General features: G+C 69.8%; 14 protein-coding genes and 1 pseudogene. 6 read left to right on the top strand and 9 right to left on the bottom strand.

All coding sequences use genetic code 11. The annotated features are described in order from the left end of the window. Positions 1-249 precede the first annotated feature (249 nt). Both KUTG_RS39405 and KUTG_RS65445 read right to left on the bottom strand, forming a co-directional pair. Positions 250-1,749 carry an FAD-dependent monooxygenase gene (locus KUTG_RS39405; protein WP_369794566.1) on the bottom strand — a complete coding sequence of 500 codons (1,500 nt, stop codon included), beginning with the start codon at positions 1,747-1,749 and terminating at the stop codon, positions 250-252. Then, positions 1,727-1,945: pseudogene (locus KUTG_RS65445) on the bottom strand (FAD-dependent monooxygenase); the annotation flags it as partial. The pseudogene KUTG_RS65445 and the gene KUTG_RS39405, both read right to left, overlap by 23 nt. Before the next feature lie 379 nt (positions 1,946-2,324). Here KUTG_RS65445 and KUTG_RS39400 point away from each other — a divergent pair. Further along, positions 2,325-2,600, top strand: coding sequence for a DUF6191 domain-containing protein (locus KUTG_RS39400; protein WP_232241203.1), 276 nt, complete (start codon positions 2,325-2,327; stop codon positions 2,598-2,600). On the opposite strand, the gene KUTG_RS39395 is transcribed toward KUTG_RS39400, so the two are convergent. Beyond that, the gene (locus tag KUTG_RS39395) at positions 2,597-3,271 is read right to left on the bottom strand and encodes a GntR family transcriptional regulator (protein WP_043724237.1); all 675 of its coding nucleotides are present in this window, start codon (positions 3,269-3,271) and stop codon (positions 2,597-2,599) included. The two genes, KUTG_RS39400 and KUTG_RS39395, sit on opposite strands and share 4 nt — an antisense overlap. A 97-nt stretch (positions 3,272-3,368) precedes the next feature. Between KUTG_RS39395 and KUTG_RS39390 the strand changes: the two genes are divergently transcribed. Both KUTG_RS39390 and KUTG_RS39385 read left to right on the top strand, forming a co-directional pair. Beyond that, complete coding sequence (locus KUTG_RS39390; protein ID WP_043732197.1) at positions 3,369-4,214, top strand: fumarylacetoacetate hydrolase family protein; 846 nt, start codon at positions 3,369-3,371, stop codon at positions 4,212-4,214. Beyond that, positions 4,214-5,137, top strand: coding sequence for a VOC family protein (locus tag KUTG_RS39385; protein WP_043732194.1), 924 nt, complete (start codon positions 4,214-4,216; stop codon positions 5,135-5,137). The genes KUTG_RS39390 and KUTG_RS39385 overlap by 1 nt, the downstream gene beginning before the upstream one ends. 18 nt (positions 5,138-5,155) lie before the next feature. Here KUTG_RS39385 and KUTG_RS39380 read toward each other — a convergent pair whose 3' ends face one another. Continuing rightward, the gene (locus KUTG_RS39380) at positions 5,156-5,611 is read right to left on the bottom strand and encodes an Lrp/AsnC family transcriptional regulator (protein WP_198047459.1); all 456 of its coding nucleotides are present in this window, start codon (positions 5,609-5,611) and stop codon (positions 5,156-5,158) included. Between the two features lie 106 nt (positions 5,612-5,717). Here KUTG_RS39380 and KUTG_RS39375 point away from each other — a divergent pair, with 106 nt between their 5' ends. After that, complete coding sequence (locus KUTG_RS39375) at positions 5,718-6,173, top strand: DUF2000 domain-containing protein (protein ID WP_043724235.1); 456 nt, start codon at positions 5,718-5,720, stop codon at positions 6,171-6,173. A 3-nt stretch (positions 6,174-6,176) separates the two neighbouring features. Here KUTG_RS39375 and KUTG_RS39370 read toward each other — a convergent pair whose 3' ends face one another. From KUTG_RS39370 to KUTG_RS39350, 5 genes are all read right to left on the bottom strand, one after another. Beyond that, entirely contained in the window at positions 6,177-6,791 is a 615-nt protein-coding gene (locus KUTG_RS39370; RefSeq protein ID WP_043724233.1) for a VC0807 family protein, read from the bottom strand. Positions 6,792-7,003: 212 nt separating this feature from the next. Continuing rightward, positions 7,004-7,648: a response regulator gene (locus KUTG_RS39365; RefSeq protein WP_043724231.1), complete on the bottom strand. Its 645-nt coding sequence runs from the start codon at positions 7,646-7,648 to the stop codon at positions 7,004-7,006. Continuing rightward, positions 7,645-8,784 (bottom strand): sensor histidine kinase, encoded by a 1,140-nt coding sequence (locus KUTG_RS39360; RefSeq protein WP_043724228.1) that lies wholly within the window; start codon positions 8,782-8,784, stop codon positions 7,645-7,647. Before KUTG_RS39360 ends, KUTG_RS39365 begins: the two co-directional genes overlap by 4 nt. Positions 8,785-8,902: 118 nt before the next feature. Beyond that, on the bottom strand, positions 8,903-9,814 hold the full coding sequence (locus KUTG_RS39355) for a ketopantoate reductase family protein (RefSeq protein ID WP_043724227.1): 912 nt from the start codon (positions 9,812-9,814) through the stop codon (positions 8,903-8,905). Between the two features lie 39 nt (positions 9,815-9,853). Then, positions 9,854-10,408, bottom strand: coding sequence for a class I SAM-dependent methyltransferase (locus tag KUTG_RS39350; RefSeq protein WP_043724224.1), 555 nt, complete (start codon positions 10,406-10,408; stop codon positions 9,854-9,856). Between the two features lie 28 nt (positions 10,409-10,436). Between KUTG_RS39350 and KUTG_RS39345 the strand changes: the two genes are divergently transcribed. Beyond that, complete coding sequence (locus KUTG_RS39345) at positions 10,437-10,919, top strand: GNAT family N-acetyltransferase (protein WP_043724219.1); 483 nt, start codon at positions 10,437-10,439, stop codon at positions 10,917-10,919. A 569-nt stretch (positions 10,920-11,488) separates the two neighbouring features. Beyond that, on the top strand, positions 11,489-12,634 hold the full coding sequence (locus tag KUTG_RS39340; protein ID WP_052395920.1) for an HNH endonuclease signature motif containing protein: 1,146 nt from the start codon (positions 11,489-11,491) through the stop codon (positions 12,632-12,634). The last annotated feature ends 21 nt before the right edge of the window (positions 12,635-12,655 follow it).

Raw genomic sequence — 12,655 nt, 5'->3', positions numbered from 1 at the left:
GGAACGCTCTCACTTCACGGTACGAAGGCTGTCAACGCCCTCGGCACTTGACGCGGACGTGACGGCGTTGTTAACTGCACCACACACCTTCGGAACCGGTTCCGAAGCCCTGCCGAACCCGTCCTCCCCGCTCCGGCTCGCGGGGGTCGACGGCGCATCACCCCTGGTCGCGGGCAGTGGGGCCCGCACAGGGACACCCCTGATCGGCCGGGTCGTCGTGGCGGCGACGACCCGGCTTCCTTTCCGGCGTCAGCAGGCGCCGCGCACCATGTCCGCCAGCAGCAGTGGATCGGCCGGCGGCTGGTGCCCGCGCCAGGCGACATGGTCGTCCGGACGGACCAGCACGTACGGGTAGCGGTACAGCTCGGCGATCTCCGGATCCGCGCACTTGAGGATCTGCAACGGCACGCCGCGCTGCTCGAACGCACGCACCACCTCGCCCAGCCGCTGGTGCGGCGCGAAGCACACCAGCACGAAACCGTCCCCGAAGATGTCCAAAGTGGACACACCGGGCCGCAGCCAGGCATGGGCGGCCCGGAAGCCCGGATCGCTGCTCGGCCGCCACGGCGCGGTCATCTTCACCTCGTCGCCGACCACCAGCGACGACCGGTACCCGTGTCCGAAGTGGACCTCCGGGGCGTCGACGTCCCAGTGCGCGACGCTCTCGGCCAGCTGCAACCCGAGCTCGGTCCGGGCCAGCACGCCCTCGGAAGTGTCGTCCCGCAGCCGGCCGGACAGGTCGTCGGATCCCCTGGAGCGCAAGGCGATCCCCGCCGCCTCCAGGCCCTCCAGCGCGACCGGCCGGCGCTCGGCGTCGTAGCTGTCGAGCAGCCCGGCGCCGGCCCAGCCCGCGTGCTCGGCGGCCAGCTTCCACCCCAGGTCGGCCGCGTCGGCGATGGCGATGTTGCGACCGAAACCCCCGGGCGGCGACAGCGTGTGCGCCGCGGCGCCCATCAGGAAAACCCGCCCGGCGCGATAGCGTTCGGCGACCATGAGTGGCACATTGGTCAGCTCGTCCGACAGCACTTCGGTCGGCGTGTCGAAGGCGATCGCGTCGCGCACCAGGGAAAGGGCGTCGATCGCGCCTTCGTCGCTGCCGGCGATGAGCTTGAATGTGCCGTTGTTGTCCATGGCCTGCAACGGAAAGCGCGCTCCGCAGGACTGGAGCAGGAAATACGTCAGCGCCGGACGGTACCCGCGGGCGGCCAGGCCCTCGGCCAGCCGGGGGGCGCGGAACACGATGCCGCGCAACACCTGCGGCTCGAACCGCGGCGTGGACTGGATCCCGCAGGCGCTGCGGACCAGTGAGCACGGGCCGTCGGTGCTGACCAGGTAGGAGGCGCGGATCGTGGTCGTGTCGCCTTCGGCCAGCCGCGAGACGCGCGCGGTGACGCCGTCGGCGTCCTGAGTGAAGCCGTCGAGCCGGTGCCGGAACAGGATCGAGCCGCCCGGGTGCGTGCCGACGGCGGTCAGCAGCACCGGCAGCAGCCAGTCGGCCGGGCAGATCTGCTCGGGTTCGGGCGTGTGGGTGTCGTGCGTGAACCGCTCGAAGCGGTGGATCTCGTGCCCGCCGACCTGCGTGACCCACGCGATGTCCGGCGGCCGCGCGCCCGGGAACTCCGCGCAGCGGATCTTCTCGGCCACCCCCCAGCGCCGGAACAGCTCCATCGAAACGCGGGCCGATCGGACTGACCGCGGGCGTGTCCACCTGGCCGTCGCCCGGCTCCAACACCAGGCAGCGCACCCCACGCCGCTCCAGGTCGAGCGCGAGCGCGAGGCCGGCCAGGCCGGCCCCGACGATCAGCACGTCGGTCTCGTCCACAACGTCGCACCGCTTCCGCGTCCCGGGCACCTCGTTCACACCGCCGCCACGCGTGAACCGCCGACACGGAACGGCGGATCGAATTCCCTCACTGCCAACCCCCCATCGCGACGCGTGCCGCATTCACGCCAATTCTGTGCACGGCCCCGTCGAACAGGTCAAGTCCGCGTGCCCGATCGGCCTTGCGTTCGATGCCCGAATTGATGCGAGGCGAAAGCGGTCAGCGGACCGGAATTGTATACATGCGCCCGTCATGTATTAATGTAACGCGCTCGCAGTCGGAAAACCCTTGCCCGACAAGCCTCTCACCAGCGCATTTACCCGAGATTCGCACAGGCGTGCGGTTCGTCATGCCGTCATACATTCCTCACGTGAACCCAATAGCCGATCATCCGCCGGGTCGGCCGGCCGTATCGTTCGGCCACATACGCGCCGCGGTTCGACCACACGGGAACCCGGACGGTTCCCGGGTCGTTGGGCCGGCATGGGTCTGCTGTGGGCGATGTCACTGCCTGGGCTGGTGGTGCTGCTGGTGGTGCTCGCCGCGCTGGAGCGGATGGGACTGTGGGCCAGCCGCGTCAGCTGGCTGCCCTGGCGGCGCAAGCGCACCGGTCCCCCGATCAGCGCGACCGGCTTCGACGAGATCGGCGCGGCCTTCTACGGCAGCAAGCGCATGGAGATCGAGCACCGGCAGTCGCAGTCGATGATGCGCGACGATGAGGCGGACGGCGCCCCGCCCAACCGCATCGACCTGGACAGCGGAACCGTGCGGCTCTAGGCCTCGGCTGCGTCCCTGAGCAGCCGGGTGGTCATCGAGATGTGCTCGCCGAGCAGGCGGACGGCCAGGTCGGCCTCGCGGGTGATCACGGCGGCGAGGATGGCGCGGTGTTCGGCGCCGACGTCGCGGCCCTTGGCCTGGGCCGGCGTGATGGACCACTGACGGTAGAGCTCGGCCTCGTCGCGAAGCCCGTTGGCGACCTCGCGCAGACGGCGGTTGCCGCAGCCGGCGAGCAGCGCCTCATGGAACGCGGTGTGCGCGGCGGCCCATTCGCCGGTTGATCTGGCCGGGTTGTCGGGATCGAGGTAAGGCGCGCGCTCCAGCAGGTGATGCGCGGCGATGGCATCGGCCTCCCAGCGCACGTCGCCCTCGGATATGGCCATGCGCAGCACGAGGCATTCGATCTCCACGCGGGCCACGGTCAGCTCGGCCAGATCCTCGACCGACAGCGGCGTCACCACATAGCCCTGGTGGGCCTGGCTGCGCACCAGCCCGGCGGAGGCCAGCCTGGTCAGCGCCTCGCGCGCGGCGCCGACGGAGGTGTCGTAGCGCCGGCACAGCTCGGGGAACTTCAGCCGCTGCCCGGGCGGCAGCACGCCGCTGAGGATGTCCTCACGCAGCCGTGCGTGCACCCCGTCGGTGCGGGTCACCCCGGTGCCGGTGGTCGCCATGCACAAACCCTAGCTCAGTACGAACGTTGGCTCAACTTTCGAAAGTTGGTTCACTGGTGAGGTGCCCGACCGGGGCGCCACCAAGGGAGGCACCACCATGAGGCTGGCCGACATCAAGGGCCGCGCGGCCGTCCTGACCGCGCCCGACCGCGCCGTGGACCTGGCCGAGGCCAGCAACGGCCGGTTCTCACCGGACATCCAGCTCGCGTACGAGCAGTGGGACGACGCGAAGGCGTTCGCGGCGACGCTGGACGACAGCGCGTCGACCCCGGTCGCGGCCGAGGACTACGGCAACCCGATCCCCCGGCCCCGCCAGATCTACGCGATAGGCCTGAACTACACCGCGCATGCCAAGGAGTCGGGCTTCGCCGTCCCCGACCAGCCGACGGTGTTCACCAAGTTCGTCACCTGCCTGACCGGCCCCACCGGCGAGGTCGCGCTGCCCCCGGGCGACGTGGACTGGGAGGTCGAGCTGGTCGCCGTCATCGGCAAGGCCGCCGACCACGTGACCGTCGCGGACGCCTGGGACCACGTCGCCGGCCTGACCGTCGGCCAGGACCTGTCCGAGCGCGTGCTGCAGCGGTCCGGCCCGGCGCCGCAGTTCAGCATGGCCAAGTCGTACCCGGGTTTCGGCCCGATGGGCCCGGTCGTGGTCACGCCGGACGAGGTGCCCGACCGGGACGACCTGGAGCTGGGCTGCCTCATCGACGGCGAGCACGTGCAGCGCAGCCGCACCAGCGACCTCGTGTTCTCGGTGGCCGAGCTGGTGGCCTGGCTGTCGGCGATCACGCCGCTGCTGCCCGGCGACATCATCTTCACCGGCACCCCGTCCGGCGTCGGCATGGGCCGCAAGCCGCAGCGCTTCCTCAAGGCGGGCGAGGAACTCGTCACCTACATCGAGGGCATCGGCACCATGCGGCACACCTTCAGCGGCGGTGCGTGATGGCGCTGCACGGACTGGCCGCCATCACCATCGGCGTGCCCGATGTCGAGGAGACCATCTCCTACTACACGGAGTTCGGCCTCACCCCTTCCTCGGACGGCTGGCTGTCCACCGTGGACGGCGGCCGTCAGCTGCGGGTGCTCCAGGCGCCGACCCGCCGTCTGCTCGAAGTGGCCGTGCGGGCCGACGACGCCGACGACCTCGGCGCCGTGGCCTCACGACTGTCCGGTTTGGACATCGACACGGAGAAGACGGCCGAGAGCGTGACCGCCATCGAGCGGGCGACCGGCGTGCGCGCCGTGGTCCGCATCGCGCCACGCATCTCGCAGGAGCCGACCATTCCGCCGCCGCCCAACGCGCCCGGCCACATCGTGCGCACCAACCGGCGGACGCCAGGTGTGTTGCGCACCAACAAGGTCATGCCACGCAAGCTTGGGCACGTGGTGATCGGCTCCACCGACTACGGCGCCACCCGGCGGTTCTTCACCGACGGCCTCGGCTTCAAGCTCAGCGACGAGATGAAGAACGAAGGCGCGTTCCTGCGCTGCTCCACCGACCACCACAACGTGCTGGTGCTCCAAGCGCCCGTCACGTACATGCACCACAGCTCATGGCAGGTGGACGACATCGACGAGGTCGGCCGCGGCGCCTCGGCCATGCTGGAGGACCATCCCGAGCGGCACGTCTGGGGCCTCGGCCGGCACCACGCCGGCTCCAACTTCTTCTGGTACCTCAAGGATCCCGCCGGCAACTTCTCCGAGTACTACTCCGACATGGACTGCATCGTGGAGGACGCGGTGTGGAAGCCGGAGGTGCTGGAGGGGGCCAAGGGCCTGTTCAACTGGGGACCGAAGCCGCCGCCGTCGTTCATCAGGCCGGAGGACCTGGCCGAGCTGATGACCGGCTCCCACCAGCCGGGCTGACCCCTTCGCTCGCTTCCCTCAGGCCGGGGTGATGCGGGGGTTGCGGATGTGCTCGTACACGACGCTGGTCCGCACGTCGGCGACCTCGGGGCGTTCGGTGAGGCGGTCGATGACGAAGCTGTACAGGCTGTTGTTGTCGGGCACGGCGACGTGGATCAGGAAGTCCTCGCTGCCGGACACCACGAAGACGCCGATGGTCTCGGGCCGGCCGGCGACCCACTGCCGGAAGGCCTCGATGTGGCGGCGGGACGGGGGCCGGATGCGCACGGCGATGAGGGCCTGCACTCCGCGGCCGATGGCCGGCAGGTCGACGTCCACCAGGTAGCCCTTGATGACGCCGCGCTCGCGCAGACCCCGCACCCGTTCCAGCGAGGTGGACGGGGAGACCCCGGTCGCGGCCGCCAGGTCGCGGTTGGTCTGCCGTGCATCGTGTTGCAGGGCCAGCAGGAGCGCCTGATCAAGTTCGTCCAACATCCCGAAATCAACCCCTTTGCCGAACGAAATTCGGCACCCATGGTAAGCGCCGGTGACTCCGCATAGCATCTCGGCCATCCACCGCACACCATGAGGAGCTTGGCCCATGTTGCCCGCCTTCGCCCCCGACGAGATCCGCATCGACCGGCCCACCCGCGAGGCCAGGCTGAAGTGGGTGATGGTCGTGGACCGCGACCTCAACCCCGGCCTGATCGCCAACGCCGTCGGCTGCCTGGCCGCCTCGGTCGGCAACGCCGTCCCCACCCTGCTCGGCCCGGGCGGCGCGGACGCCGTCGGCGACCACCACCCGGGCCTGCCCTGGACCGGCTGCGCGATCCTCGCCGCCGACCGCGAGAAGATCGCGGCGGTGCGGGCCAAGGCGATCGGCAAGGTCGGCGTGCACCTCGTCGACATGCCCGAGCCGGCCCAGACCAGCCGGGTGTACCAGGAGTACCTGAACACCCTGGCCCGGTCCGACGAGCTCGACTACTACGCGATCAGCCTGGTCGGACCGCGCAACCTGGTCGACAAGCTGGTCGGCGGACTGCGGCTGCTGGGCTGATCGTCAGCGCGGCTGAACGTCAGCGACGCTGGCCTGCCACCGGCGGCGCATCAGGAAGATGACCCCGAAGCCGACGGCGATGATGCTCAGCCCGATCGGGTTGGACACGGCCAGGAACACCGGCGTCGGCAGGGTCAGCGCGAGGGTAACGGCGACCACCGCGTGCAGGACGAACATGCCGCCGATGACCAGGGTGAGCGCCGTGGACCGGCTCTTCGTGGGCACCCGCATGGCGGGGTTGCGGCGGGCCAGGAACTGGAAGATCACCCCGACCAGCGGGCGGCCGATCAGCGCGGACAGCAGGAACAGCACGCCGACCGGGCCGGTGACGACCACGCCCTGAACCTTCACGATCAGGCCGTCGCCGCCGGTGAGCAGCTGCGCGGCGACGGCGACCACGAAGCCCACCACCGAGATCGCCCCGATGACATCCAGCTTGCGGCGCACCACGAAGCCGACCAGGGTCGCCGCCAGCGGGATCGCACCGGCGATGATCAGCGCGGTCACGTCGTTGGCGAAATACGGCCGCACCAGCGTGTAGATCACCAACGGCACCACGGCGTTGAGCACGATGCTCGGCAGGAACCTGCGGAGCTGGATGGACTGCGGCGTGGACATTCGCTTCCTCCCCAATCGGTTTCGACGTCGTCCAGCGTCGCCCCGGCGGGGGTGGGAGTGCGTCGGCTCCAGGTTGGAAACCGGGTGGAGGTCCGTCTCAACCCTGGGGTCGAGTCTCACCTCCGGGCACGGCGGCCAGCCCGGGTCGCCGCACAAGGCCTGAGCAACGAGGAGATCGGCGAGCGCCCGCCCCTTGCTTCAACGCACCGGCTTCAACGCACGGATCCCGTTTCCCACGCCCAGATCGCCACCTCGGTGCGGTTGCGAGCGGCCAACTTCCGTTGCACAGCGCCCAGATGCGTCTTCACCGTGGACAGCGAGATCACCAGCTCGGCCGCGATCTCGGCGTTGGTGCGGCCGCGGGCGACCAGCCGGATCACGTCGAATTCCCGCTCCGTCAACGGTTCCAGCGGCTTGCGCTCGATGCGTGGCTGAGCGAAGTGGGCAAGCAGCCGGGTGGTGATGGACGGCGACACCAGCGCCTCACCGTTGGCCGCCGCGTGCACGGCCTCGATCAGCAGGCCCGGCCCGGCGTCCTTGAGCAGGAAACCGCAGGCCCCGGCCCGCAGCGCGGCATGCACGTTCTCGTCCAGATCGAACGTCGTGACCACGACGACCCGCAGCGGATCCGACACTTCCGGGCCGGCCAGCAGGCGGGTGGCCTGAATGCCGTCCACCATGGGCATCTTGATGTCCATGAGCGTCACGTCCGGGCGCAGCTGGCGGGCCAGCGACACGGCTTCCCGGCCGTCCGCCGCCTCGCCGACGACCTCGATGTCCGGCTCCCCGTTCAGGATCAGCCGGAACCCGGTCCGCACCATGGCCTGGTCGTCGGCGACCAGGACCCGCAGGCTCACACGGTCCTCCCCAGTGGCAGTCGCGCGGACACCCGCCAGCGCTGTCCCGGCGCCGCGCCGGCCAGCAGACTACCGCCCAGCGCGTCGACCCGCTCCGTCATGCCGACCAGGCCGTAGCCTCGATCGCAGGACGGCCCGGACCGCACGCCGTCGTTGACCACCTCGACCACCAGCCAGTCGCCGTCCACGTGCACGTCAACATCGATCTCCCGGGCCTGCGGGGCGTGCCGGTGGGCGTTGGTCACCGACTCCATGATCACCCGGTGCACCGTCGTCGCCGCCTCGGGCGTCACGGCCAGCACGTCCAGTCCATCTTGGACGGTCAGCGTCGCCTCCGGGGGCACTGCCTGCTGCACGGCATCGAGCAGACCGCTGGGCGAGGCCCCAAGATCGCCGTCGGTACGGAGCATGCCGACCAGCCGGCGCATCGCGGCCAGCGCCTCCGCGCCCGCCTGCTCGATCTCGCCGAACACCTCGTCCCGCTCGGGCGCGACCCGCCTTCCGGCCTGCGCCAGCACCACCACGCCGGTGACGTGGTGCGCCACCAGATCGTGCAGCTCTCGGGCCAGGATCAGCCGTTCGCCGGTGCGCACCTCGGTCAAAGCGCTGCGGCGCCGGGAATCCGCGTCCCGCAGCACCAGACCGACGGCCACCGCCCCACCCCACAGCACAGCCGCCGGCACGGCCGGAAGACCGCCGAGTCCGTAGCGGAGCAGCGCCTGGGCGATCATCGCCACCGCGCCGGCGCCGACGACGATGCCCGCCGGTATCGGGGCCAGCCGCCGGCTGGCCGAGCCGATGAGCAGCGCCAACGCCATCAGCTCGGTGAGGTCGAGCTCCACCGGCACCGGCTGGCCCAGCGATGCAGTGATCAGCAGCGCCGCCGTGCCGATCAGGGACAGCGCCGCCACCACGCAGCCCAGCAGCAGCACCCGGTTGGGAAACCGCCTGCGCAGCAACGCCAACACCGCCACCGCCGTGGACTGACCCGGCGCCAGGTTGAAGGCCAGCGTGCTCGGCAACCCTGTCGGCACACCCGCGCGCACCGCCCAGCCGAGATCCACGGCCAGCAGCAGGCCGAGCACCACGCACTCGGCCACCAGCGGGCCCCGTCGGCCCGTCCAGCCGTGACTCATGGTGACAATCCTGCCCGTGGTCGCCGCGGCCCGCCTCAACCGAAAGTCTGATTCACCACGGTTCCGCAGGTCGGGGCCCCGGTCGAGGTGACCCATCGGGGTCCTCGACGGCCGGCGGTCAGCGGCTGTTCTCGTACACCCGCATGCTGATCGTGGCGAGTTCCAGCAGCGGGGTCGGCACGTCGAGCTGGCGGGCCCGCTGGAGGAAGTCGCCGAGCAGGTGGTCGGATTCGGTGGGATAACCGTGGCTCAGGTCGCGGTACATCGACGTGGCGGCGGGCGAGCCGGGAGCCGTCGCGCTCGCGCGCAGGCCGTTGTGGATCTGCTCCGGCACCGGATAACCGGCCGCCGCCGCGACCGCCGCGCACTCGTCGACCAGGGCGGCAGCGAACTGCGCGCCGCCGGCCGCCACGATCTCGCCGATGGTGCCGCGCATCATGCACGTCGCGCCGCCGAAGGAGGCGATCAGCACCCACTTCGTCCACATCTCGGCGTCGATGTGCTCGGACAGCGTCGCCGGGAAGCCCGCGCCGCTGAGCGTCTCGTGCAGCTCCGCCAGCCGCCGCGGCGCGGTGCCGACACGGGCGCCGTAGAACATCTCCTCCAGCTCGCCCACCCGGAAGATGTCGCCTTCGGTGTCCACAGTGGTCTGGACGCGGACCACGCCGCCGAGCACACGGTCCGCGTCGAACCGCTTCTCCAGGACCTCCAGGTGCCGCCTTCCGTTGAGGAACGGCATGACCAGCGTGTCCGGGCCGACCGCGGGCGCGAAGTCCTCGATCGCCGACTCCAGGCTCACCGCCTTCACCGACACCAGGATCACGTCGTACGTCTCGGTGATCTCCCCGGTGACCAGCACCTTTGGTTGGATCGCGAAGTCCTGCCCCGCGCCGTGCACCCGCAGGCCCCGTTCGCGCAGCAGCTCCGCCCTTCGCGGCCGCACCAGGAACGTCACATCCCGGCCCGCCGTGGCCAGCCGCGCCCCGAACAGCCCGCCGGTCGCCCCCGCGCCGATGACCAGGATCCGCACGCCGCGCCCCTCTCGTAAGATGTGTTCGCCGTTCACATCTTACTCGTCGCTGACCAGCAGATACCTCTCGTCGGCAATCGGTCCGCCCCACAGCGCCCAATCGTCCAGTGTGCACAGTTCCGCGTGCTTTCGGTGCCGCAGCACCAGCTCCCGGCACTCCTGCGCCGTGATGCCCGCCCCCGTCGACCATCGGCCCTCCACCAGCAGCAGCCGCCCTCCGGGCTTCAGCAGCCCCACCCACCGCTCCAGGGCCTCCGCCGGCAGCGTCCACAGCACGTGCCGGGCGAACACCACGTCGTACACGCCCGGACCGAGCGGCGGATCCGCCGCGTCGCCCAGCCGGAAGTCCGCGTCACACTTCGTACGTGCGATCTCCAGCATCCGGCTCGACTGGTCCACCCCGTGCACCTCGTGGCCCGCCTGCGCGAACAGCGCCGACACACTGCCCGTCCCACAGCCCAGATCCGCGATCCTCCCCCGCCCCTCAGGCAGCCTCGGCAGCAACAGCGCGGCCCAGGCCGCCTTCACCGCAGGGTCGCGCAGCCCGTGATCCGGCTCCTCGTCGAAACTCTCCGCCGCCTCATCCCATGACATAGGCCCATCCTGCCGCTTGAATAACCCCATGATCGTGCGAACCGCCCAACCCGCCGAACTCGCCGCCGTCGGCGAGCTCCGGGTGGCCGCCTACAACTCCGACCACTTCCTCGACCCCTTCCCCGCCTACGCCGACACCCTGCGCGCATTGGGCTCGCACGGCGTCGTGCTGGTCGCCGTCGAGGGTACGCAGCTCCTCGGCACGATCACGTTGGAGCGTTGGCACTCCGGCAGCGACCTGGCGGTCGGGCCGGAGGAGGCCGAGATCCGAGCGCTGGCCGTTTCCCCTTCGGCACAGGGGCGAGGGGTTGGTCGGGCGTTGGTGCGGGCGGTGGTTGAGCTTGGCGTGGAGTGGGGTGTTCGGCGGGGTGTTCGGCGGCTGGTGCTGCATTCGCAGCCGACAATGGTTACCGCCCATCGGTTGTATGAGGAGGTTGGGTTCGTGAGGGTGCCGAAGCGGGACTATCGGAGTGAGACGTTTGAGTTGTTGGCGTATGCACTGGAGCTTTAGGTGGGTGGTTGGGCGGTTGAGCGGTGGTGGTGCGTGGGGTGTCCGCAGCGGGCGGTTGCGCTGTTGCAACTGCTGGCATGCCGGCTGGCGCTGGCTTCTGAGTCGCGGTGGTGCGGTGGGTGTCCGCACCGCGCAGTCGCCGGTTGGCTGGTTGCCAGGTCTCACAGCGGGGTTGCTGTCGTGATCGGCAGCCGTGCACTGCCTCGGCTGCCACATCCCGCACCGCCACTAACTCCTGCGCGTGCGGTGGGGCGTCGGGTGTCCGCACCGCGCAGTTGCCGGCCTCTGCCTATACAACAATCGTTCTCTCTTCGGCATGCGGTGCTGGAGTGAGGGGGCGCGAGGCGGGTGGGGCGGGCGGGGGTTCGTTGCGCGGCAATGGTTGGGTGGGTGCGCGCGTCTAAAGAAGGCTTGGGACGGGTCGGAGAGTGGGGGATTGATTCCCGTGAAGGAAGCGTTGCACGGGAGGCTGGAAAGCGCTTTCCGACCAGGGCGATTTGAGCCGCCACGATCGTGTACAGGTTGGTGTGTAACGGAAGTCGATCACATAACGGGAGTAAGATGTTGGTATGTCAGCGAATCCTGAATTCCCTGCCGACACCGAAGGGTGGCAGCACGGCGAACTGGAGCTGTGGCAAGCAGGCGAAGAAGCCGAAACCCTGTACCGGGCGACCTACATCCAGCAGCTGGAGCGGGTGTGGGAAGTCTGGGACCGGTCGTGCCGGTCGAAGGAGGACCGGACCTCGATCGTGTCGACAATGGTGATCCGCTGGCGGCTCACGGTCAGGGAAGCGCGTGAGCGGCTTCGGTACGCGGAACTGTTCCACAGCGAGGCGATCCGCGAAGCAGGCCGCGCTGGAGAGTTGGACCGGCAGCATCTGAAGATCATCCACGAGACGTTGCGGATAGCGCCGGCGGTCGAGCGGGACCGGGTTGAAGCATCACTGTTGGAGAACGTCCAGTTCGACGAGGGCGAGTTCAAGAACATCGCGCAACGGATCCTGTTCCACCTCAACCAGGACGGCAAAGCGCCCGACGACCGGGAGTTGCGGGAGCCGAAGCGGGAGTTCCGCTTCGAGCGCAAGCTGGACGGCAGCATGGTGTTCTGGGGCAGGCTCGACCAGGAGTACGGGGCGAAGATCGCGGCGATGCTCAGTGCGCTGGCCAAGCCCACCTCGGGCACAGACCCCCGCACCACCGCCGAACGGCAGGGCGATGCGTTCGCGGAGATCATCGAACTGGCCTCCCGTAGCGAAGGTCTGCCCGAGCAGGGCGGGGAACGGCCGCACCTGACGTTGTCGATGTCGTTCCAGGATTTCATGGACAACACGGGTGTGGCGAAGGTCGAAGGCGGCGGCGTGATGAGCGCGGCCGAGGCCCGCCGGATCGCCTGTGACAGCACGGTGATGCGGCTGGTGCTCGGGGCTGGCAAAGAGATCCTGAATGTGGGCCGCCAGCAGCGGACGGCCCCGAAGGGGATCCGCAAGGCTCTGATCGAGCGGGACGGCAGCTGTGCGTTCCCCGGTTGCGCGACGGAACCGGCGCGGTGTCACGCCCATCACGTGGTCGAGTGGGCGAACGGAGGACCCACCAGCCTGGACAACATGGTGCTGCTGTGCGGATCCCACCACCGATTGATCCACCACAGCCGCTGGACGGTGCGGATGGTGGATGGGCGACCGGTGTTCTCCGACGGCCTGGAGGACGCGGGGTAGAGGAGGCACCGCCGTGAGCCG

Origin of the sequence: Kutzneria sp. 744 (assembly GCF_000568255.1) — a bacterium.
Lineage (GTDB): Bacteria > Actinomycetota > Actinomycetes > Mycobacteriales > Pseudonocardiaceae > Kutzneria.
Note: the sequence above shows the minus strand (reverse complement) of the source record. Positions and strands in the feature narration are given on the sequence as shown.